Consider the following 20,966-nt stretch of genomic DNA (forward strand, 5'->3'; position numbering starts at 1 on the left):
CCCACGGCCATGGCCTTCTTCGGTTTTGCGTCCCCTGCAGACAAGTTTGCGCGACGGTTTACCCCGCTGCGCGACACGGTGTACGACGCGGACGCCATGTTCAGCGGCTCCGCTATGTCAGAAGACCTGGAGGCGCTGCTACCGCTGGCAGAGAAGGTGGGCCCGGAGTCGGCCGAGCTGGCCGACCTGCTGTGGCTGCAGTTTGTGGTGTTTGCCAAACGCCAGTGGGATTCAGAGGGCCTGCCGCTGGGCCTGCGCGCGCTGGCCATCCGCGAAGCGCGTGGCAGCCTGACACCCACCGAGCGCTACGAGCAACACTACGCCCTGGGCAAATCGGCCGTGCAGGCCGAGGAATACGACACCGCCATCGAGCACCTGCAACAGGCCGCCGAATGTTCTGCGCACGCCAGCGCCACGCTGAGCCTGGAGCAGAAGCTGGGCATCCGCGAAGAGATTGGCTACGCCCTGCACGAGGCTGGCCGCTTTGCCGAGGCACTGGCGCACAACCAGCAACTGCTGGCCGACGCGCAGAGCGCCTTTGGCACGGGCACCGATGAACGCTTGGCGGGTGTCATAAACAACCTGGCGCAAAACGCTTATGAGCTGGGCGACCACGCCCAAGCACAGGCCTACCTGCAGCAGCGCCTGGCGCTGGGCCAGGCCTTGCAAGACAACGACATCATTCTGGACACCCTGTTTCAGCAGGGCGTGCTGGCCCACGAGGCGGGTGACGCGGCCCTGGCCCGCACCCTGTTTGAACAACGCGTGGCCATCGCCCAGGCCAGCGGCGACGATGACCTGCTGGAAGACGCACGGGCCCGGCTGGATGAATTGACCGAACGCGAGCAGGCCTAGGCCGCGCGCGACCCCACCAATTTTTAAACTTAGGGATTAACCATGACACAACGCATATCGCTCACGCGCTACCTGATTGAGAAGCAGCGCGGCCACGAAGGCAACGCCAGCGCCCCCGGCGCCATTCCGCCCCAGCTGCGCCTGCTACTGGAAGTGGTGGCGCGCGCCTGCAAGAGCATCAGCCTGGCCGTGACCAAGGGCGCCCTGGGCGGCGTGCTGGGCGCGGCCGACAGCGAAAACGTGCAGGGCGAAATCCAGAAGAAGCTGGACATCATCGCCAACGAAGTGTTGATCGAAGCCAACGAATGGGGTGGCCACTTGGCTGCCATGGCCAGCGAGGAAATGGAAGGCATCTACGTGGTGCCCAACCGCTACCCGCAAGGCGAATACCTGCTCATGTTTGACCCGCTGGACGGATCGAGCAACATCGACGTGAACGTCAGCATCGGCACCATCTTCAGCGTGCTGCTCAAGTCGCCCGAAGGCCCGGCCGTGAGCGAGCAAGACTTCTTGCAGCCCGGCACCCAGCAAGTGGCGGCGGGCTACTGCATCTACGGCCCGCAAACCACGCTGGTGCTGACCGTAGGCGACGGCGTGGCCATGTTCACGCTGGACCGCGAACAAGGCTCGTTTGTGCTGACACAGGAAGATGTGCGCGTGCCCGAAGACACACAGGAATTTGCCGTCAACATGAGCAATATGCGCCACTGGGACGAGCCCGTGAAGCGCTACATCGACGAATGCCTGCAGGGCAAAGACGGCCCGCGCGGCAAAGACTTCAACATGCGCTGGATTGCCAGCATGGTGGCCGATGTGCACCGCATCCTGACTCGCGGCGGCGTCTTCATGTACCCCTGGGACAAGCGCGAACCCGAGAAGCCAGGCAAGCTGCGCCTGATGTACGAAGCCAACCCCATGGGCTGGCTGATCGAACAAGCCGGCGGCGCCGCCACCGACGGCCGACAACGCATTCTGGACATCCAGCCCACCAAGCTGCACCAGCGCGTGAGCGTGTTCCTGGGATCGAAAAACGAGGTGGAACGCGCCACCCGCTACCACTCGGAAGCGGCCTGATTCTGAGAGGTGGCTCGCTATAATTGCGGGCTTAGTTGCCGGTGTAGCTCAGTCGGTAGAGCAGCTCATTCGTAATGAGAAGGTCGGGTGTTCGATTCATCTTTCCGGCACCAATACAGAAAAGAAAATCCGCTACCTAAACCGTAGCGGATTTTTTTCACCCGCACGGGGGTAATGCTAAAACAGCGGCTCCTTGGGTGAGGCTAAATTGCTCGAGCGTTGGTTTACTGCGCAGATTGAGTGAGCTGATCAAATCACCGCACAACACTTATATGCAATATGGGCCGCCAAACCACATGGAACAAGCGCAGCGTCGCAACCCAAACCAACTTAATACCCCGCAAGATTCTCAATCCGGAAAATCTGGTCTTCCTCGTTGCGCCCGGTGTTGGGGAAGTATTTGACGGTCATAAAGCGCCCGGCATCGTCTTGCACCAACATCAGCGGTACGCCATACAGCTTGTGCTCGGCCAGCACTTTGTCCAAGGTGTTGTCGCCGTTCAGGATGTGATTGCCCTTGGTTTCCACCAACATCAGGCCACCACCCGCCGTACGGCCAGCGACCTTGATGGCGAAGTCGGGAAAGTAGCGGTCGCCGCTGGGCATCACAATGCCAATTGACCAAGGCTTACGTGGTTCGTTGCGGAACCAGTATTCGACCGTACCCGAGGTATCGGCATCCAGCAATTGCGCGAACGCCTGCTCCGGTCCGTTCAGGTCTTGCGGCATCACACCGTACACATTCAGGCGCGACTTTCTAACCCCTGCTGACAATTCCACAAATTCCGGCAAGGGCGTCGCATCAAAGGTTTCCTTAAACTTGGCCGAACAGGTGCGCGCAGCGTTGCGAATCAAATGCGGGTAGGCCGCCATGATGCGGTTCAAAGCTAACTCAATTCCGGCGTCGTCTGTGTCAACGCCACGGTGGCTGTACTCGGTTTTGAGTCGCGCCAGAAGTGCATCGTGCAAGTCACGCGGATCGAGATTGTCGGCATCGAACAAGACGCTCTGCGCACGACGTGCAATTTCAGCATCGGACAAACGTGCGTTCATCGTCTGCATTTCCTCGCTGCCCTCAAACAGGTTTACCGTCTGCCGGGTCACTTTCACCGACTGGCGAAACCCGGCGCTGAAAGCCTTGTCGTCAATAGCGATGTTGGCGGCAATGCATGCCAACAGGTCGTCGGTTGAAAGCGGTGATTGCTCCGAACGATAGACGCGCGGCACACCCTCGCGGATGGCAAAGCGTCGGTTGCCTGAAAGCAGAGGGGTCGTTTGTGGCCCAGCGGGCGAACCCGCTACCGTCGGTGCGGATGGCGATGGCATCAACACCAGATTCGTCAGAATGCCTGTCTGTTGCCATACAGGCGACTCGCCCGCAAACGGCACACCGTCAGCGGCAATGTTCGCGTCTGTTGTTGGCGTGGACCATACAGGCGGCGTGTAGGGCACAGAAAGCAATTGCGACTGCCCGTTGTGCGACACCTGAATCTCGTGGGTCCCGGCCACTTTCACCACCATGGTGAACGGGCATACGTGGGACAACTCACTCTGAATCGCGTTGATCTTTTCGCCTGCGTGCACCAAACCGCTTTGGTTCGCCGCATCCGCCAGAAACACATAGCCAAAGCGCAGCAGCTCTGGCAGTGTCTTTTCCAGCGTTGGCCCTTGCAGGCGGTTGTGCACGCGCAGGATGCGCCCCACCACCTGAATGCCAAAGTCGGTGTCTTTCGCCCCGCGCATGGACACCAGCGTGAAGGCGCGCGGCGCATCAAAACCCAGTGCCACCGCCACCTTGAAAATCAGCACTTCTTTGCGTTCATCAATCGCCACCGATAGCAAATCGTCGTTGGGATCATCCGCCGTGTACCAGGCAATCTTTGACTCTTGCACGCCCATGGCCGCGAGCCGCGTGCGCGCCTCGTCCACGGCCTTATTGCTGTTGGCCACCTGTACCAACATCAATGGCACTAGGCCAATGCCTGCCGTCTGCAATCCCTGCTTGATGGCGTTGTGCATGCCCCAGCCATCGACCAGCGCCGTGGCAGCGAAGTCCACCAACTCTTTCTGATCATCCGCTGCCAGATAGGCAATCGACTTGATGCCGTCCTTGATCAGCCCCGCGTCCACAGCTTCTTTGCGGCTGACGCTGATGCGATGCAGGTGGCCAATGCCCGCTGCCTTCTTGAACTTTTCCACATCGGCATCGTCTGGTGTCGCGGTCACCATTAAAGTGAAGTCGGGCTTGAGCGATTCACGGTAAAAGCGCACGGCCTCTTTTGCCGTGGCAAAGCCGTGGTGTGCCTCGTCCACCACGGCGCCAATGCGAAAACCGTCCGCACGCAGCTCGTCAATCAAATCATCCAAGGACAACACAAACTCGCCACCGCTGCGCACCTTGCGCGTAGACGCGTTAGATGCCGCTACCGATGCCCAGGTGGTCACGTACACGTCGCCACTCTTGGTACCGCGCGTCTTGCGGTCGCCCTGCAAGTCACGCACGCGCAAGCCAACAAAAGTGGACTTGATCGCCCCTTTGGCCTGTTCCACCAGTGTGGCGAAAGGCGTAAACCAGAACCAGACAATTTGCGCATTGCTATCGCGATCGGGTGCGGCAAATGTCTCGGCAATCATCCCCGCCATCAGGGTCTTGCCTGAGCCGGTCGGGGCTTCTAACAGCAGACAACCATTGAAGGCCGTCGCCGCTGCGCGGCTGGCATCATCAGTCGCTTGGCGAAACTGGCTTTCGGCATAGCGAAAAATCTCCAGTGCGTTGACTACCGCTTCGCGTTGATAGCCCTTGGGTGCGGGGGCGCTCATGGCCGTCCTCCCTTGCCGCTAGATCGCGCGCCGAAGCGGTTGACCAGAAACGCCGGAATCGGCTCGAATGAAACACGCGGGTCGGTCAAGCGTTGCGCCAGCAAGGCCGGTTGCCATGAATACACCACGGCTTGCCCAGCCCCATGGATCACGGTTTCCAGTGCCTCCAGCATGGCGTCGGACACCTTGGGTAAATAGATCACCACCGAGCGTTTGCCTTGCGCCGTCTGCATCGGCAATGCGGAATGATAGGGTGACAACGCCACGTCATGGATCAGTTGCAGTGCCGTCCATATCTGGGCGTGCTGGATGCCGCGAAACACCGTGGCTGCCGGAATGCGCCGACACTGCAGATAGGCAAAACCACCACCGAGCCCCGCAATTGCCTCGCCCTTTTTGGTGGTGTAGCCGGTCACCACGCGGCGCACGCGTTCGGCACACACGTCGCGGCACAAATTCTTGTCGGGTGTTTCCGCCGTGGCTTCGGTGCTGGACACCAGAATGAAGCGGCGATTGCCACCGTCTTCCTTGTTCAGGTTCAGCACAGCCTGCGCCGTGGTCCCCGACCCAGCAAAAAAATCCAGCACGATGTCGCCGGGCTTGGTGGCAATTCGCATGATGCGTTCCATAAGCGCCACCGGCTTGGGTGTGGAAAAAACGTCAGCGGTATTTTCAAATTGCAGAATGTCGTGGATTTCTTTTTTTGCATCTTGCGTGTGTCCAACCTCGTTGTATTGCCACAGTGTTTGCGGCACCACGCCTTGCTGCACGTCGGATAGAAATCGTTTGAAGGCCGGGACGTTGTTGCCATCCTTGCCCCACCAAATGCGCTTGTCGCGGTCCAGTTCGAGAAATTTCTCTTCCGCAAAACGCCAGTAGTTGCCGGGCGGTGGGCCAGCGACAACACGCCCGGATGGGCAGGTAATCGGGTAGGTTCCCTTGCTATAGAAATTGCGCGCTGACATATCGCCTGCCTTCCACGGGCCGCGCGGGTCTTTGTCCGGGTTCTTGTAGGCCTTGTCCTGATCTACTGAACGCGGCATTGGGTTAGGTCGCCAAACGAACTTATTGAGGGCAAAACAGACGATGTACTCATGGTCATCGGAGAAATGCTGTGCTGTTCCCTTGGGCGAGTAAACCTTCTGCCAGATCACGTTGGCAATGAAGTTCGCCGCGCCAAACACCTGTTCCATCAGCAGCCCCAAATGGAACACCTCGTTGTCGTCGATGGACACAAAAATCACGCCGTCCTCGGTGAGCAACTCCTTGGCCAGCTCCAACCGCCGGAACATGAACTCCAGCCACTTGGAATGGCGGTAGCTGTCGTCCTTGTCGATGAAGCTGTCGTTGTAGATGAAGTCGCGGTTGCCGGTGTTGTAGGGCGGGTCAATGTAGATGCACTTCACCCGACCGGCGTGCGTCATGCGCAAGGTGCGCAGGGCATCGAAGTTATCGCCCTCAATGATCAGGTTGTCTTGTGGTCCGTCGCCGCATGACAAATCGGCATCCCAGTCCAGCGCCACAAAATCGGTGTTGACCGACAGGTCGTGGTCAATCTCGTCGCGTTCCCACACCAGCCCGAAATTGGGCCTACGGTCCCGTTCGCGCAGCAGGCGCAAAAGCTGTTCTTTGGAATAGTCGTCGTAGTTATCGGCCATTTGGGAATGCACTCAACTTCTTCGATTGCGAGTCGCAACGCGCGAACAGGAATTGCAGCTGGTGACAATGAACGTCAGCGGCGGCGCGCTGCGCCTGGGCCTTGTTGACCCAATCAAGAGAAGGCATGTGGCGTGTTTGTAATTGACGTGAAGCGTCATTCTATTTGACGTGTCACGCTTTGCGCGATACGTCAATGCAAACCACTATTGCGCCCATGAAAATTGGGCAAGTCATTCGGGAGATAAGGGAAGCGCACAAAGCGACGCTTGAGGAAATCGCCTTAGCTGCCGATACCAACGCTAGCAACTTGTCCCGCATTGAGCGCGGTACACAGGGCTATTCGCCGGAAACCTTAGAGCGCATTGCTACAGCGTTGGGGGTGACAGTATCGGAACTGCACCGAAGGATGGAAAACGCCTCACAAAGCACTAGTAAGCCCAGTGGCGGCATCGCAGGTCAGAAGCACCCGGAACCCGAGCCCGCAATGAGTTCGAGCAAGTATTCAGCGCTGACGTTGGATCATCGGGAGCTAGTGGACGAATTCATGACTCTATTGCTGAAGCGGCAGCGAATTAGAAAAACGTAAATTTGCGCTGCACGTCAGTTTTGTGAGACCAGCCCGCTAAGTGGTGTTTTTGTTGCTTCAATTGAAAGCAACCACATACTCTAATCAAGCTAAAGCGGCATCTCGCTCCAAATGAACGCTCGATGCGTTTTACTACCAGCGGACCAACTTGCATCACATCGGACAGGTCGCAGTCCAGACATCGCCTAATTAGGTGGGTGAATTTGACACCCGACCCTGCTCCAAAATCGAGGAAACTCTTCCTTTCGCTTCACTCCCAAAGAGCCCCAACATGCGCGCCATCTTCAGCATCGTCAGCCTGCTCATCGTGCTCGCCATCGTTGGCGTGCTGGTCAAGAAACAGCTGGGAGGCACGGCCAGCGTGGCCCCGGCAGCCACGCCAGGGGCGAGCCCGCAGCAGCAGAGCCAGCAAATACAGCAGCAGATCAAACAAACGGTAGAGGGCACGCTGCAGCAGGCGCGGCCCATGCCGGAAGACACCCCCAAGTAAGTCCACCACCCCATGTTCATTGCTTCCAAAATTCTGGCCCTGACTACCCAGCCCCTGCTGTGGGTGTTTGTTTTGCTGCTGCTGAGCCTGCTGTTACTGCAGCGCTGGCCGCGCGCGGGCCGGCGGCTGGTGGGCACGGCGCTGGCGGTGCTGGTGCTGATGGCCTGGAAGCCCTTGCCCGAGGCCATCATTCGCCAGTTGGAAAGCCGCTACCCCGAGATGGCGCCCAACGCCAAGCTGGAGGGTTATGTGGGTGTGGTGGTGCTGGGCGGGGCCACGGAGTCGGGCCGCACGCAGATGGCGCATGTGCAACCCATGCTGAACGACGCGGCCGAGCGCATGACGGGCACGGTGGCGGTACTGCGCGCCAACCCCCAATTGCGCGTGTTGTTTACCGGGGGCGAAGGTGCGCTGATGGGCGTTGGCCAATCGGAGGCCGAGCGCGCCAAGATGTTCTTCGACAGCCTGGGGCTGAGCGGACCCCAGGTGCAGTACGAGTCCGCCTCGCGCAACACTTACGAGAACGCGGTGTTGACCGCCAAGCTGCCAGGCGTGGATCCCACGCAGCGCTGGCTGCTGGTGACCTCGGCTTGGCACATGCCGCGCTCCATGGCCACGTTCGCCAAGGCCGGGTGGAATGTCACAGCGTATCCGGTGGACTTTCGTACCGGAGACAGCAGTGACTGGCTGGATTTCTCAATGGCGGGTGGCGCCGTGGAATGGCAACTGGCATTGCACGAACTGGTGGGCCTGCTGGCCTACAAGCTCACCGGGCGCTTGTAGCCAGCGTAGCGCCTCAGTCGTTAAGGGTACGGCGGGCGCGCACTTTGTCGATACGACGGCCTTCCAGTGCCACCACCTCAAACAACCAATGCGCGCACACAATGTGCGCGCCCTGCGCGGGCAGGTTGCCCGACACGGCCATGAGCAGACCCGCCAACGTGTTGTAGCGGCCGCGCTCTTCGTCGGGCAGGTCGTCTTCAATCTCCAGCCGCGCTTTGAGTTCGCTCAGCGGCATCAGGCCATCGAGCATCCAGGAGCCATCGTCTTGCTGCACGGCCCAGGCTTCGGTCTGTGCATCGGGTTGCAGCTCACCGGTAATGGCTTCCAGCAGGTCGTGCGGGGTGATGAGGCCCTGCACCACGCCGTATTCGTCCACCACAAACACCATGCGCGCCGACTTGACGCGGAACTGCTCGATGAGCTCCATGCCACTCAGCGTCTCGGGCACAAACACGGCTGGCTCCACCAGCGACTCGACAGAATCCTGGTGCGCAGCACCCGTGGCCAGCAAGCGTGCCACGCTGATGATGCCCACCACGTTGTCCAGTGAGTCGCGGCACACGGGATACCAGGAATGCCCGCCATGCGCAGCATTCGACCCGGCCTGCGCCAGGCATTCGGCCACGGTGTTGGTGGCCTCCAGCCAGGCAATGTCGGTGCGCGGCAGCATCATGGAGGTGAGGTGGCGGTCGTCCAGGTGGAAGACGTTGCGCACCATCTGGTGTTCGTGTTCTTCGATGATGCCGGCGTCCACGCCCTCCTCCAGGCTGGCGGAGATTTCGGCCTCGGTCACAGCGCGGGTGTCGGTGGTGTCGATGCGCAGCAGCTTGAGCATGCCGTGGGTGCACATGGACAACAGGCGCACAAAAGGCTTGGCACCGGTGGCCACCCAGGTCATCGGCAGGGCCACCACACGGGCCACGGTTTCGGGGTAGAGCTGGCCAATGCGCTTGGGCACCAGTTCGCCAAACAAAATGGTGATGAAGGTGATGACGGTGACCACAATGGCCGTGGCCGATATTTCAGCGGCGCGGTCAGACAGCGTAATGGTGGACTGCAACCAGGCAGCCAGGCCGTCGCTAAAGGCGGCCTCGCCCACGATGCCGTTGAGCATGCCAATGGAGGTGATGCCCACCTGCACGGACGATAAAAACTGGGTGGGGTTGTCCATCAGGGCCAGGGCGGCCTTGGCGCCCTTGTCACCGGCCTCGGCCATGGTTTGCAGCCGTACCTTGCGGCTGGCGGTGAGCGCCAGCTCCGACATGGCGAAGGCGCCATTCAACAAAGTCAGCACGATGATCAGCAAAAAATCCATGGAACCCAAGCGAGAATAAACACCATGGCAATGTACCTTATTGGCGATGTGCAGGGCTGCGACGCAGCGCTGGCGCAGCTGACCCAACGCATCGACTTCTCCCCCAGCCGCGACACGCTCTACCTGCTGGGCGACCTGGTAAACCGCGGGCCCAACTCGGCCGGCGTGCTGCGCCGACTGATGGGCTACGGCGCATCGGCTCGCTGCCTGCTAGGCAACCACGACCTGCACTTGCTGGCCGTGGCCCACGGCGTGCGCAAGCCCGGCCGCCACGACACGCTGGACGACCTGCTGGTCGCCCCCGACCGCCCCGCCCTGCTGGACTGGCTGCGCCAACAGCGCATGGCGATGCTGGAGCGGGTTGGCGATTCAGACCTATTAATGGTGCACGCCGGCGTATTACCTGCGTGGACAGCTACCAAAACCATAGCACTGGCGGCGGAAGTGGAGGCCGTGCTGCAGTCGGACAACGTGGGAGCCTTCTTCCAGGCCATGTACGGCAATGCGCCCGAGCAGTGGAGCGACGACTTGGTGGGCATTGAACGGCTGCGCGTGATCGTGAACGCGCTGACCCGCATGCGCTTTTGCACGCCCGAAGGCGCCATGGAGTTCGCGACCTCCGGCCCGGCGGACCAGGCACCAGAGGGCTACCTGCCTTGGTACGAGGCGCCCGGACGCCAGACGGCGGAAGTGACCGTGGCGTTTGGCCACTGGTCTACGTTGGGCTGGTTGGGCCGACCCGATGTGCTGGCGCTGGACACGGGCTGCGTGTGGGGCGGCTGCCTCAGTGCGCTGCGCGTAGAGCCTGGCGCAGCAGGCGCGCCCTGGCGCACCGAGCTGCTACAGGTGCACTGCGAACAATCGCAGAAACCCGGGGAATAAACATCGGCCAATAAAAACGGCGCACCAGGCGCCGTTTTTGTTGAAAAGCTGAAATGCTTATTCTGCTTTGAACAGCGCCGCCACCTTGCGTTTGGGCTTGATGTTGGCAGAGATGCTGCGCGTAGTGGGACGGGCCGAGGCCTCCCACGAAGGCGCGGCTTCGGGCGCTGCGCTGGGCTCGTAGGGCTTGTCAAAGAACGGGTCGCGCGAGGCTTGCACCGGGCGGTTGTAGTCGTTGCGTGGTGCGCGGGGCACACGCACGCGGTCGCTGTCGTCACGCGGGCCACGGCTGTCGCCACGTCCAGCGCTGCGGCCGTTGTCGCTCACCGCACTGCCGTCTTCGTGGTACATGCGGCGGCCATCGTTGATGCGGCCTTGCTTGCGAATGTCGGGCTGGTCTTCTTCAAACTCCACCGCTTCCAGCTCGATCTTGGTCTTGATGAGTTTCTCGATGTCGGCCAGCAAACGCGCGTCGTTGCCACCGCCCACAAAGGTCACGGCAAGGCCAGAGGCGCCCGCGCGGCCGGTGCGGCCAATGCGGTGCACATAGTCTTCGGCGTTGAAGGGGATGTCGAAGTTGAACACCGCGGGCACGTCCTTGATGTCCAGGCCGCGCGCGGCCACATCGGTACACACCAGCAAGTCCACTTCGCCCTTTTTGAAGGACTCCAGCGCTTTCAGGCGCTCGTCCTGGCTCTTGTCGCCGTGCAGGGCAGCGGTCTTCAGGCCTTCGCGCTCCAGCGAACGGGCCAGGCGGGCGCAGCCCAGCTTGCTGTTCACAAACACAAAGGCCTGCTTCATGCCGCGGGTCTTGAGGATCTGGTGCAGGGCGTGGCGCTTGTTGTCTTCGCCCACGCTGTAGAAGTGCTGCTCGACCGTAGACGCCGTGGCGTTGGAGCGGGCCACTTCGATGGTGACGGGGTTTTGCAGGTAGCTATTGGCCAGGCGCTTGATCTCGGGCGAGAAGGTGGCGCTGAACAGGAGCGTGGTGCGCTGCTTGGGCAGGTAGCTCAGGATGCGCTGCAGGTCCGGCAAAAAGCCGATGTCCAGCATGCGGTCGGCTTCGTCCAGCACCACGTACTCCACCTGGTTGAGCACCGCGTTTTTGGCTTCGATGTGGTCCAGCAGGCGGCCGGGGGTGGCGACCAGCACTTCCACGCCTTTTTTCAGCTCCAGGGTCTGGGGCTTCATGTCCATGCCGCCAAACACCACGGCACTGCGCAGGTTGGTGTACTTGGCGTACAGCTTGACCTGTTGGGCCACCTGGTCGGCCAGCTCACGGGTTGGCAGCAGCACCAGTGCGCGCACGGGGTGGCGGGCCGGGGATGTGGAAGGGTTTTCGTGCTTCATCATGCGCTGCAGCAGGGGCAGCGCGAAAGCGGCGGTTTTGCCGGTACCGGTCTGGGCAGCGCCCATCACGTCCTGGCCGGTCAGCACCACGGGGATGGCCTGCGCCTGGATGGGCGTCATGGTTTCGTAGCCCATTTCGGCCACGGCGCGGGCGATGGGGGCAGCCAGCTGCAGCTGGGCAAACGCCATGATGGGGGTGTCCGCCGTCAGCTCATTGGACGGGGTGGCAGGGGTATTCAGTTCAGTAGTCAAGTCGGTCAGGCATAGCCATAAGGGGTGCTATCCATCCGATAGCTGATTGCGCCCCGACGCCGGGGGCAACCCCGTATTATCCCCCACTCCTGTGAAACGGCAATTTCCCCGGAGCGTGGGGCTATATAGAGCGAGCAGAAAAGGTATCGCAGGCTTTGACGCTACCGGTTTTCAGGCCCTTGTCGAACCAGCGCTGGCGCTGGGCGCTGCTACCGTGGGTGAAACTCTCGGGCACCACCGACTGGCCGCTGCCGCGCTGCAGGGCGTCGTCGCCAATTTTGGCGGCGGCGTTCATGGCTTCGGCCACATCGCCTTCTTCCAGCAACTGGCGTGCATTGTTGGCGTGGTGGGCCCAGACTCCGGCAAAACAGTCGGCCTGCAGCTCCAGGCGCACGCTCAGCGCATTACCTTCGGCTTTGCTCACACGGCTGCGGGCCTCTTGCACCTTGGTGCTGATGCCCAGAAGGTTTTGTACATGGTGGCCCACCTCATGGGCAATCACATAGGCCTGGGCAAAGTCGCCCGGGGCGCCCAGCTGTTTTTGCAGGGTTTCGTAAAAGCCCAGGTCGATATAGACCTTCTGGTCGGCCGGGCAGTAAAACGGGCCCATGGCGCTCTGCCCCTGGCCGCAGGCGGTGGACGTGGTGCCGCGAAACAGCACCAGCCGGGGCTTCTGGTAGTCGGCACCGCCCTTTTTGAACACATCGGTCCACACGTCTTCGGTATCGGCCAGCACGGTAGAGACAAACTTGGCCATGCGGTCATCTGCCGGTGGGCGCTGGGCCGGGGCTTGCTGCACCATGGGTGCGGGGCCGCCCTCGCCGCTCAGCAGGCCCAGGATAGTGAGCGGGCTGATGCCCAGCGCCCAGCCACCCAAGAGCGCCACGACGATGGTGCCCACCCCCAACTTGCTGCCCAGCAGCCCACCGAGCAAGCCACCCAGGCCACCGCCGCCGCTAAAGCCGCCACCGGACCCACCGCTGCGGCGGTCTTCAACGTTGTCCGACTGGCGGTTACCTTCCCATTTCATGGTGTGGGTTTCCCTTGGGTGGAGCTTTCGATGAACTGGGCCAGATCGGCCGACCAGTCGGCGGCCTCGGGGTGCAGTTCCTGCAGGGAGGCAATCTCCACCCCCGCATCGGCCAGCATCTTTTCAGAGGCCCCATTCACACGCTCTTGGTGCTCCTTCTTGTCCAGGTAGACCACGCGTTTGATGCCGACCTGGATGATGGACTGCACGCAGCGCGGGCAAGGATATTGGGTCGCATAAATGGTGGAGCCATGCAAGGGCAGCGTGGTGCAGTTGAGGATGGCGTTCTGCTCCGCATGGACGATGTAGCTGTGGCGCGAGTTCAGCGGGTCGCTGTCATCGTCCTGCCAGTAGTGCTCGTCGTCGTCGTTGCAGCCGCGCGGCAGGCCGTTGTAACCCACGCCAGAAATCTTGTTGTCCGGGCTGACGATGCAGGCCCCGTTGCGCTTGCGGGCGTCCTTGGAGCGGCCTGACGCCAGCAGCGCCACCCCCATGAACATCGAATGCCAGTGGAGCAGGGAAAGATTTTTCATTCCCCCAAGCCTATCATTCCTGCCCGACGGACACCAAGCCCCCTGAACGGCGCACGGGGCTGCCACGCCGCTCCAGCCAGACCGAGGCCGCAAACACAAAGAGGCCAATGAACGACAGGAAGGCGCCCACGTAGCCGGTGGCGGCATAACCGTAGCCAAAGGCAATGGCCAGACCGCCCAGCCAGGCACCCAGTGCGTTGGCGATGTTGAAGGCCGAGTGCATGGACGCGGCGGCCAGGGTCTGGCCGTCGGCCGCCACATCCATCAGCCGCGTCTGGATGGCCGGGCCGGCAGCAAAGGTGCAGCCAATCAAGAACACCGACGTGCACAACATCCAGGGCGTGGCAGCGGTGAGGCTGAACAACGTCATCACCACGATGTTGAAGACCAGCATGCCGCCTATGGTTCCCATGAGCGCGATGTCGGCCAGCTTGGAGCCCACCACATTGCCCACATTCATGCCGATGCCGAACAGCACCATGATCACCGGGATCATGCCTGCGGGCATGTGCGCCACCTCGGTGGCCGTGCTGGCGATGTAGGAGAAGATGGAAAACATGCCGCCAAAACCGGTCGCGGCAAGGGTGAGGGTCAGCAAGACCTGCGGATGGGTAAACGCCACCAATTCACGCATCACGCCGGCGCCCTCTGAAGGTTTGTCGCGCGGCAGGTAGATCCAGATCAGCGTCACCGTGAGCACGCTGATCAGCCCCACCGCCAGGAACATGACACGCCAACTGAGGAACTGGCCAAACAGCGCCATGACTGGGGTGCCCACCAGCGTAGCCCCGGTCAGCCCCAGCATCACGTAACCGACGGTGCGGGCCCGCATGGCCAGCGGAACCAGCGATGCAGCCACCAGTGCGGACACACCGAAGTAGGCGCCGTGCGGCAGGCCCGTCAGAAAACGCAAGACGACGAAGCTCAGGAAATCAGGCGCCAACGCGCTGGCGAAGTTGCCGACCGTGAAAACCGCCATGAGGATGAGCAGCAGCGTGCGGCGCGAAGACTTGGCGCCCGCGATGGCAATCAGCGGAGCCCCCACCACCACGCCCAGGGCGTAGGCGCTGATGACATAACCGGCCTGCGGGGTGGTGACGGCAAAGGTGCTGGCCACATCGGGCAGCAGGCCCATGATGGCAAATTCGCCGGTGCCGATGGCAAAGCCGCCACAGGCCAGCGCCAGAATCACCAAAACAATTTGCAGCCGCGTCAGCGCGGGGGACTCTTCTGTCGCAATCATGGGTTCCTTGGGATTGAAGCCCAGAACTATACGGGATAACCCTATACCCCTCAGACGTAGCGCTATGAAATCGGGAGCTGTTCGCGCAGCATCCACGCTGGCTAGAGCCCTAAATCGCTTGGGAAATGACGGTCTGCTCGATCAGCCGGTCGTCGCCCAGCACGATGAGCGAGAACAGCAACTCGTCCAGGTTGGACGCCAGCGCCGTCTTGCGCTCCAACAACGGAGTGGCTTTGGGATTCACCACCACAAAGTCGGCCTCGCAGCCGGGCAGCAAGTTGCCCACCACGCCACCCAGCCCCAGAGCAGCCGCCGCACCCGCCGTGTGCTGCCACCACAGGTGCTGGGGCGAGAGCGAGAGGCCGGGCTTGGTCTGCCCTTCGCGGCCCACGTAGTAGGCGGCCAGCATGGTGTGAAAGGGGCTGAACGAGGTGCCGCCGCCCACATCGCTGGCCAGGCCGTAGTGGTAGCCCACGCGGTTGGCGCCCTCGTAGTCGAAAAAGCCGCTGCCCAGGAACAGGTTGCTGGTGGGGCTGATGGCCGCCGCGGCACCGGTGTCACGCATCAGCGCCCGGTCGTCGTCGTCAAAGTGGATGCAGTGGGCATAGATGGCGCGGTCGCGCATCAGGCCAAAGTCGTCGTAGGTGGCGAGGTAGCTGCGGGACTGGGGGAACAACTCACGTGCCCAGGTGATTTCGTCTTTGTTCTCGGCCACGTGGCTCTGAATCCACACGTCGGCGTATTGCTTGGCCAGCTCGCCCGCGCCGCGCAGCTGCGCGTCGGTGCTGGTGGGGGCAAAGCGCGGGGTGATGGCGTAGCCCAGCCGGTCCACGCCGTGCCAGCGCTGGATCAGCGCCTCGGTGTCGCGCAGGCTTTGTTCGGTGCCGCTCACGCTGCCCTGCCCCTGGTTCAGCAAGTCGGCAGGCGCGTGGCGGTCCATCAGGCACAGGCCGGTGATCAGGCGCATCTTCTGCGCCTGGGCTTCGGCAAACAGCGCGTTAACCGATTCCACATGCGAGGTGGCAAAGGTGAGCGCACTGGTGACGCCGTTGCGCAGCAGCTCTGCTACAAAAAAAGTAGCTGCTTGCGCACTGTATTCGGGGTCTGCAAAGCGTTTTTCTTCTGGAAAGGTGTAATTTTCCAGCCAGGGCAGCAAACCGGGCGCGGGCGAACCGATGACATTCGTCTGCGGGTAGTGGATGTGCAGGTCTATAAAACCCGGCGCGATGATGCGGCCGGGGAAGTGCTGCACGGCCACCTGCGGGTACTGCGGTGCCAGTGCGCTGTACGCACCAATGGCCTGCACCACCTGGGTGCCCTGGGCGTTGGGGCCGACGACCAGCAGGCCATCGGTTTCAAAACGGGCCTGCCCCGGTGCATCGGGGGCAAACCACAAAAGGGAGGCGCGGTAGGCTTTCATGCGGGCAAGCATATATCGCAGCGCAGCAATGTCCATACCAAGGCATGCATAGCCTCTATGGGCCGCGCATAGGGTCAGGCCCGCAAGGTGCAGCTGTCGCCACTCGCCTCGCGCCAGACGCGCACCTGCCACAGGCCGCTGAACTCCTGCGCCATGGCGCGCCAGATGTAAGCCGCCAGGTTTTCCAGCGTGGGCGGGCCCAGGCCTTCCACTTCGTCCAGCAGGTGGTGGTCCAGACGCGGGCGCAACACGGCAATGGCCTGGCGCAGGTGGCCCAGGTCGACCACCATGCCGGTGTCTTCGTCGGCGTTGCCCGCCACGGTCACTTCCACATGGTAGGTGTGGCCGTGGATGCGGCGGCTGCCGGCGACTTCCTCGGCGTCATCCAGCGTGCGCTTCAGCGTATGGGCGGCGTCAAAGAAAAACTTCTGGCTCACCTCACAGCGGCGCGGAATAGGGATGGCGGGCACTTGGGTCATCGGATGCCTGTGATCTTGTGGGTTTGCAGGGACAGGCGCCACTGCGGGCGCTCCAGGCATTGCGCAATGCAGGCCCGCGTGTTGTCGGCCCGCAAGATGTTGTCCATGGGCTGTAGGTAGCGGTGGGTAAAGTCCGCGGCCTCGCAGTCGGCCAGCGTGATGCCGGGCTGGGGCCAGACCAATTTCAGCTCGTGCCCGCTGCGCTGCACCCAGGTGGAGCCGGCCTTGGGGCTCACACAGATCCAGTCGATACCCTCGGGTGCTTTAATCGTTCCGTTGGTTTCTACCGCAATCTGGAAGCCCTGCGCATGCAGCGCGTCAATCAACTCGGCGTCTACTTGCAGCAGCGGCTCGCCGCCCGTCATCACCACAAAGCGGTTCGCTGCATCGGTGTCGGGCCACTGCGCGGCAATGCGCTCGGCCAGCGCCTGGGCGATTTTGAACTTGCCGCCCAGCGTGCCGTCGGTGCCCACAAAGTCGGTATCGCAAAACTGGCAGACGGCGCTGGCACGGTCCTGCTCGCGGCCGGTCCAGAGGTTGCAGCCGGCAAAGCGGCAGAACACGGCGGGGCGGCCCGCATTCGAGCCTTCGCCCTGCAGTGTGTAGAAGATTTCTTTGACTTGGTATGCCATGGCAGTCTTTCAGCCAAGGCGAGCGGATAGGAAACAACAAGCGGCCACAGGTGTGGCGGCGAGGTTTTTGTACATGGTAGTCCTCTACATGGCTCCGAACACAAAAGACAAAGCCCGCCGGAGCTGCGGGCCTTGGGGCGAATTTTACCGTGCCGACCTGCAAACGGTATACAGCCACACAAATACTATGTATTTGATAGCTGCTTGCGCAGGTGGTACGCGGGCCACCGGTCTATTTGGCACTAAAAATCTGCATCCCCCACGGGAGTGTCATCAACGCCTATCGGAACGTCTCAAACACTGCGTCCAGCCGCTGCACATAGTTCTGGCGCAGTGCTGCGTCGATAAAACTGGCGTCAAAGCTGTTGCGTGCCAGCGTGTAGGCGTGTTGTGCGGTCAAGCCCAGGGCCGCAAAGGTCTGGGTGTAGTTATCGTTCACATAACCGCCAAAGTAGGCCGGGTCGTCGGAGTTGACGGTGGCCATGATGCCGGCGTCCAGCATGGCGCCCAGGTTGTGCTGCTTTAACGTGGGGAACACACGCAGCTTGAGGTTGGACAGCGGGCACACCGTGAGTGGCATCTTGTCTTTGGCCAGGCGCTGCATCAGCGCCGCATCGTGGATGGCCTGCACGCCATGGTCGATGCGCTCCACCTTCAGCACATCCAACGCGCTCCAGATGTAGGCCGGGGGCGCCTCTTCGCCCGCGTGGGCCACCAGGCGGAAGCCCAGCTCTCGGGCACGGGCATAGACCTTGGCAAACTTTTCGGGTGGATGGCCCACCTCGCTAGAGGCCAGGCCGATGCCCACGATCTTGTCGCGCAGCGGCAGCGCCTGCTCCAGACATTCAAAGGCCTCTTCTTCGCTCAGGTGGCGCAAGAAGCACAGGATCAGCGAAGCTGTCATGCCGAACTTGGCCGGTGCATCGGCGCAGGCGCGGTACAGGCCGTTGATGACCACATCGGCACTCAGGCCGTGGCCGGTGTGCGTCTGCGTGTCAAAGAAGATCTCGGTGTGCAACACGTTGTCGGCCTGCGCTCGCGCCAGGTAGGCGCAGGTCATGTCGTAGAAGTCCTGCTCGGTCTTGAGCACCATGGTGCCCTCGTGGTAGATGTCCAAAAACTCTTGCAGGTTGTTGAACACATAGGCGTCGCGCAACGCCTGTTCGCTGGCAAAACGCAGCGGCACGTTGTTGCGTTTTGCCAGTGCAAACATCAGCTCAGGCTCCAGCGAGCCTTCGATGTGCATGTGCAGCTCGGCTTTGGGCATGGCGCGCAGCAGGGCCGGCATACGGTCGGCGGCAACGGGTCGAACGGTGGGGTGTGTAGCGCTCATCAGCAGACTCCAAAAGTAATATTCTGTTGTTTTAAAAAGCGGCGGTAGGCCGAGGAGGCCTTGTCCGCCGCCGTGTGCACTTCGGCGCGCACATCCAGCGGCAGGCGCTGCGGCCGCTGCGACTCCAGCACCGGCTTGTCTTGCATGAAGATCGTGTGTTGAAAATCTTGCAGCTTGGTGTCAGGCGAATCAAAGTCGGCCATGGCCAGGCGAAACCAGACGCGACTGCTCTCGGGGTTGATGGGGCAGATAAACAGGCCAATCGACTCGCGAAAGCCCTGCAGCGCCACGCTGGCCGCATCGGGCACCTTGGTCAGCACCGCGGTGTAGGGTGCCAGCACCTCGTAGGTGTACTCCACCTGCGCGGGCGCGGTGGAGTGCACATTGCTCTGCGGCTGCCAGGCCTTGCACCGGGTGGCGCGCAGGCCGCTGGGCGTGCTCTCCACCGTGTAGTCGTCAATGGCGGTGGCTTCGCGCATGCCGAGCCAGCCGTCGTGCACAAAACCAAAGTGCGCCATGTCCAGAAAATTCTCGATGATGCGCGGCGCGCTGGTCGCCACGTCGTAGGGGCCGCAGTTCACGGTGCGCAGCTGGGCATCGGATTCTGCGGCGAACGCAGGAATCAGGGCCGCATCGGCATGGGCCTGCAGGCAAACCCAGACCAGGCCATACCGCTCGCAGGCAGAAAACGTGCGTGCCGTGTGCGTGGCGGGCGGCACAAACTGGGGCAGCGCGGGTACATGCACACACTGCCCCTGCCCATCAAACTGCCAGCCGTGGTACGGGCACTCCAGCCGGTCGTCACACACGCGCCCCAATGACAACTGCGCACCGCGGTGCGGGCACTGGTCGGCCCAGGCGTGGATCTGGTGGGTGCTGTCGCGCCACAGCACCACGGCCTGGTTCAGCACGCGTGCGCCCAGCGGGGCCTGCACCACCGCGCTGGCCAATGCCACCGGGTGCCACAACGAATATTCCTTGGCTGCCGAATCCATGCCTGCCGTTCCTTGTTTTGCCAACCAACAAAAAAGGGCCGCTCGTGGGCGGCCCTTGATTCATTCCGCCACCAATTACTTGGCGCCGGGAACCTTGCCTTCCACGCCCTTGACGTAGAAGTTCACGCCCGACAGGAACTTGTCATCGGCGGTTTCGCCGTCTTTCAAGATGTCCTTGCCGGTGTTGTCTTTCAGAGGGCCTTTCCAGATGGCGAATGTGCCATCGGCCAGACCCTTCTTCACTTCTTCGACCTTGGCCTTGGTTTCGGCAGGCACGTCTTCGGCGATGGACACGATGTCAATCGCGCCGTCTTTCACGCCCATCCAGGAGCCTGTGCCGCCCTTCCAGGAGCCATCCAAAGCGGCTTTGGTCGCCTGGATGTAGTAAGGACCCCAATTGATGATGGCCGATGCCAGGTGGGCCTTGGGGCCGTAGGCGGTCATGTCGGAATCCCAACCGAAGGCGCGTTTGCCCTTGGCTTCGGCTGTCTTCAAGACCGCTGGCGAGTCGGTGTTCTGGAACAGCACGTCAGCGCCGCCGTTGATCAGCGACGTAGCGGCTTCGGTTTCCTTTGGGGGATCAAACCAACCGTTCACCCACACCACTTTGGTCTTGACCTTGGGGTTGCTGCTTTGGGCACCCAGGGTGAAGCTGTTGATGTTGCGGATCACTTCAGGAATTGGGATGGAAGCCACCACGCCCAGCGTGTTGGTCTTGGTCATCTTGCCAGCGATCACACCTGCCATGTACGCGCCTTCGTAGGTGCGGCTGTCGTAGGTGCGCATGTTCTCGGCTTGTTTGTAGCCGGTGGCGTGCTCAAACTTCACGTCCTTGAATTCGGGCGCAACCTTGAGCATGGGCTCCATGTAACCGAAGGTGGTGCCGAAGATCAGCTTGTTGCCACTGCTGGCCATTTCGCGGATCACGCGTTCGGCGTCAGCCGACTCGGGCACGTTTTCCACAAAGGAGGTGACGATCTTGTCGCCGAATTCTTTTTCCAGCGCCTTGCGACCGTTGTCGTGGGCGAAGGTCCAGCCGCCGTCGCCCACAGGGCCGACGTAGGCAAACGCGATTTTCAGGGGTTCTGGCTTGGGCGCAGGGGCCGATGCGGCAGGTGCTGGTGCAGGCGCAGGAGCCGGCTCTTCCTTCTTGCCGCAACCCACCAGGGCCGCGCTCGCCACAGCGGTCAGAGCCGCTATTTTGAGCAGTGAACGTTTTTGCAAATCTGTCATGT

Annotated in this window: 19 protein-coding genes and 1 tRNA gene; 7 read left to right on the forward strand and 13 right to left on the reverse strand. The window is 61.8% G+C overall.

All coding sequences use genetic code 11. The annotated features are described in order from the left end of the window. Positions 1–9: 9 nt before the first annotated feature. The 3 genes from AC097A_RS04225 to AC097A_RS04235 all read left to right on the forward strand — a co-directional run bounded on the left by AC097A_RS04225 (position 10) and on the right by AC097A_RS04235 (position 2,042). Positions 10–855 (forward strand): tetratricopeptide repeat protein, encoded by an 846-nt coding sequence (locus AC097A_RS04225; protein ID WP_479619879.1) that lies wholly within the window; start codon positions 10–12, stop codon positions 853–855. Between the two features lie 42 nt (positions 856–897). Continuing rightward, positions 898–1,929, forward strand: coding sequence for a class 1 fructose-bisphosphatase (locus AC097A_RS04230; RefSeq protein WP_479619880.1), 1,032 nt, complete (start codon positions 898–900; stop codon positions 1,927–1,929). 37 nt (positions 1,930–1,966) lie between these two features. Continuing rightward, a tRNA-Thr gene (locus AC097A_RS04235) sits at positions 1,967–2,042 on the forward strand. A 217-nt stretch (positions 2,043–2,259) separates the two neighbouring features. On the opposite strand, the gene AC097A_RS04240 is transcribed toward AC097A_RS04235, so the two are convergent. Then, entirely contained in the window at positions 2,260–4,749 is a 2,490-nt protein-coding gene (locus AC097A_RS04240) for a DEAD/DEAH box helicase (RefSeq protein WP_479619881.1), read from the reverse strand. After that, positions 4,746–6,368 carry a site-specific DNA-methyltransferase gene (locus AC097A_RS04245; protein ID WP_479619882.1) on the reverse strand — a complete coding sequence of 541 codons (1,623 nt, stop codon included), beginning with the start codon at positions 6,366–6,368 and terminating at the stop codon, positions 4,746–4,748. Before AC097A_RS04245 ends, AC097A_RS04240 begins: the two co-directional genes overlap by 4 nt. 254 nt (positions 6,369–6,622) lie before the next feature. On the opposite strand from AC097A_RS04245, the gene AC097A_RS04250 reads away from it, so the two are divergent. From AC097A_RS04250 to AC097A_RS04260, 3 genes are all read left to right on the forward strand, one after another. Continuing rightward, positions 6,623–6,994: a helix-turn-helix domain-containing protein gene (locus AC097A_RS04250; protein ID WP_479619883.1), complete on the forward strand. Its 372-nt coding sequence runs from the start codon at positions 6,623–6,625 to the stop codon at positions 6,992–6,994. A 271-nt stretch (positions 6,995–7,265) separates the two neighbouring features. Then, a complete protein-coding gene (locus tag AC097A_RS04255) occupies positions 7,266–7,484 on the forward strand; it encodes a hypothetical protein (protein WP_479619884.1) in 219 nt (72 codons plus the stop codon). Between the two features lie 12 nt (positions 7,485–7,496). Next, entirely contained in the window at positions 7,497–8,267 is a 771-nt protein-coding gene (locus tag AC097A_RS04260) for a YdcF family protein (protein ID WP_479619885.1), read from the forward strand. Positions 8,268–8,280: 13 nt separating this feature from the next. Here the strand turns inward: AC097A_RS04260 and AC097A_RS04265 are convergent, their stop codons facing one another. Further along, positions 8,281–9,582, reverse strand: coding sequence for a hemolysin family protein (locus AC097A_RS04265; RefSeq protein WP_105262630.1), 1,302 nt, complete (start codon positions 9,580–9,582; stop codon positions 8,281–8,283). A 24-nt stretch (positions 9,583–9,606) separates the two neighbouring features. Here AC097A_RS04265 and AC097A_RS04270 point away from each other — a divergent pair, with 24 nt between their 5' ends. Further along, positions 9,607–10,464, forward strand: coding sequence for a symmetrical bis(5'-nucleosyl)-tetraphosphatase (locus tag AC097A_RS04270; protein ID WP_479619886.1), 858 nt, complete (start codon positions 9,607–9,609; stop codon positions 10,462–10,464). 57 nt (positions 10,465–10,521) lie between these two features. Here the strand turns inward: AC097A_RS04270 and AC097A_RS04275 are convergent, their stop codons facing one another. The 10 genes from AC097A_RS04275 to AC097A_RS04320 form a co-directional block, all read right to left on the reverse strand. Then, a complete protein-coding gene (locus tag AC097A_RS04275; RefSeq protein ID WP_479620198.1) occupies positions 10,522–12,003 on the reverse strand; it encodes a DEAD/DEAH box helicase in 1,482 nt (493 codons plus the stop codon). A 184-nt stretch (positions 12,004–12,187) separates the two neighbouring features. Beyond that, positions 12,188–13,096 carry a KPN_02809 family neutral zinc metallopeptidase gene (gene ypfJ / locus AC097A_RS04280; RefSeq protein ID WP_479619887.1) on the reverse strand — a complete coding sequence of 303 codons (909 nt, stop codon included), beginning with the start codon at positions 13,094–13,096 and terminating at the stop codon, positions 12,188–12,190. Next, positions 13,093–13,629: a dCMP deaminase family protein gene (locus AC097A_RS04285; protein WP_315480735.1), complete on the reverse strand. Its 537-nt coding sequence runs from the start codon at positions 13,627–13,629 to the stop codon at positions 13,093–13,095. Before AC097A_RS04285 ends, ypfJ begins: the two co-directional genes overlap by 4 nt. Before the next feature lie 13 nt (positions 13,630–13,642). Beyond that, positions 13,643–14,872: an MFS transporter gene (locus AC097A_RS04290; RefSeq protein WP_315849223.1), complete on the reverse strand. Its 1,230-nt coding sequence runs from the start codon at positions 14,870–14,872 to the stop codon at positions 13,643–13,645. A gap of 109 nt (positions 14,873–14,981) precedes the next feature. Next, positions 14,982–16,292, reverse strand: a complete 1,311-nt coding sequence (gene guaD, locus AC097A_RS04295) for a guanine deaminase (protein WP_479619888.1) — start codon at positions 16,290–16,292, stop codon at positions 14,982–14,984. A 74-nt stretch (positions 16,293–16,366) separates the two neighbouring features. Further along, a complete protein-coding gene (locus tag AC097A_RS04300) occupies positions 16,367–16,771 on the reverse strand; it encodes a 6-carboxytetrahydropterin synthase (protein ID WP_479619889.1) in 405 nt (134 codons plus the stop codon). Further along, complete coding sequence (gene queE, locus AC097A_RS04305) at positions 16,768–17,403, reverse strand: 7-carboxy-7-deazaguanine synthase (RefSeq protein ID WP_479619890.1); 636 nt, start codon at positions 17,401–17,403, stop codon at positions 16,768–16,770. The genes AC097A_RS04300 and queE overlap by 4 nt, the downstream gene beginning before the upstream one ends. Before the next feature lie 280 nt (positions 17,404–17,683). Beyond that, positions 17,684–18,736, reverse strand: a complete 1,053-nt coding sequence (locus tag AC097A_RS04310) for an adenosine deaminase (protein ID WP_479619891.1) — start codon at positions 18,734–18,736, stop codon at positions 17,684–17,686. Further along, the gene (locus AC097A_RS04315; RefSeq protein ID WP_479619892.1) at positions 18,736–19,731 is read right to left on the reverse strand and encodes an aromatic ring-hydroxylating dioxygenase subunit alpha; all 996 of its coding nucleotides are present in this window, start codon (positions 19,729–19,731) and stop codon (positions 18,736–18,738) included. The genes AC097A_RS04310 and AC097A_RS04315 overlap by 1 nt, the downstream gene beginning before the upstream one ends. 75 nt (positions 19,732–19,806) lie before the next feature. Beyond that, positions 19,807–20,964 (reverse strand): BMP family ABC transporter substrate-binding protein, encoded by a 1,158-nt coding sequence (locus AC097A_RS04320; protein WP_315480744.1) that lies wholly within the window; start codon positions 20,962–20,964, stop codon positions 19,807–19,809. Positions 20,965–20,966 lie beyond the last annotated feature (2 nt).

This window comes from Rhodoferax sp. XS2R6, from assembly GCF_056521365.1.

What these genes read in the sequence shown, in the direction of transcription:
- AC097A_RS04225 (WP_479619879.1), top strand. Translation starts at nt 10, where the DNA reads ATGGCCTTCTTCGGTTTTGCGTCCCCTGCAGACAAGTTTGCGCGACGG.
- AC097A_RS04230 (WP_479619880.1), top strand. Translation starts at nt 898, where the DNA reads ATGACACAACGCATATCGCTCACGCGCTACCTGATTGAGAAGCAGCGC.
- AC097A_RS04240 (WP_479619881.1), bottom strand. Translation starts at nt 4,749, where the DNA reads ATGAGCGCCCCCGCACCCAAGGGCTATCAACGCGAAGCGGTAGTCAAC.
- AC097A_RS04250 (WP_479619883.1), top strand. Translation starts at nt 6,623, where the DNA reads ATGAAAATTGGGCAAGTCATTCGGGAGATAAGGGAAGCGCACAAAGCG.
- AC097A_RS04255 (WP_479619884.1), top strand. Translation starts at nt 7,266, where the DNA reads ATGCGCGCCATCTTCAGCATCGTCAGCCTGCTCATCGTGCTCGCCATC.
- AC097A_RS04260 (WP_479619885.1), top strand. Translation starts at nt 7,497, where the DNA reads ATGTTCATTGCTTCCAAAATTCTGGCCCTGACTACCCAGCCCCTGCTG.
- AC097A_RS04265 (WP_105262630.1), bottom strand. Translation starts at nt 9,582, where the DNA reads ATGGATTTTTTGCTGATCATCGTGCTGACTTTGTTGAATGGCGCCTTC.
- AC097A_RS04270 (WP_479619886.1), top strand. Translation starts at nt 9,607, where the DNA reads ATGGCAATGTACCTTATTGGCGATGTGCAGGGCTGCGACGCAGCGCTG.
- AC097A_RS04275 (WP_479620198.1), bottom strand. Translation starts at nt 12,003, where the DNA reads ATGGCGTTTGCCCAGCTGCAGCTGGCTGCCCCCATCGCCCGCGCCGTG.
- ypfJ (WP_479619887.1), bottom strand. Translation starts at nt 13,096, where the DNA reads ATGAAATGGGAAGGTAACCGCCAGTCGGACAACGTTGAAGACCGCCGC.
- AC097A_RS04285 (WP_315480735.1), bottom strand. Translation starts at nt 13,629, where the DNA reads ATGAAAAATCTTTCCCTGCTCCACTGGCATTCGATGTTCATGGGGGTG.
- AC097A_RS04290 (WP_315849223.1), bottom strand. Translation starts at nt 14,872, where the DNA reads ATGATTGCGACAGAAGAGTCCCCCGCGCTGACGCGGCTGCAAATTGTT.
- guaD (WP_479619888.1), bottom strand. Translation starts at nt 16,292, where the DNA reads ATGAAAGCCTACCGCGCCTCCCTTTTGTGGTTTGCCCCCGATGCACCG.
- AC097A_RS04300 (WP_479619889.1), bottom strand. Translation starts at nt 16,771, where the DNA reads ATGACCCAAGTGCCCGCCATCCCTATTCCGCGCCGCTGTGAGGTGAGC.
- queE (WP_479619890.1), bottom strand. Translation starts at nt 17,403, where the DNA reads ATGGCATACCAAGTCAAAGAAATCTTCTACACACTGCAGGGCGAAGGC.
- AC097A_RS04310 (WP_479619891.1), bottom strand. Translation starts at nt 18,736, where the DNA reads ATGAGCGCTACACACCCCACCGTTCGACCCGTTGCCGCCGACCGTATG.
- AC097A_RS04315 (WP_479619892.1), bottom strand. Translation starts at nt 19,731, where the DNA reads ATGGATTCGGCAGCCAAGGAATATTCGTTGTGGCACCCGGTGGCATTG.
- AC097A_RS04320 (WP_315480744.1), bottom strand. Translation starts at nt 20,964, where the DNA reads ATGACAGATTTGCAAAAACGTTCACTGCTCAAAATAGCGGCTCTGACC.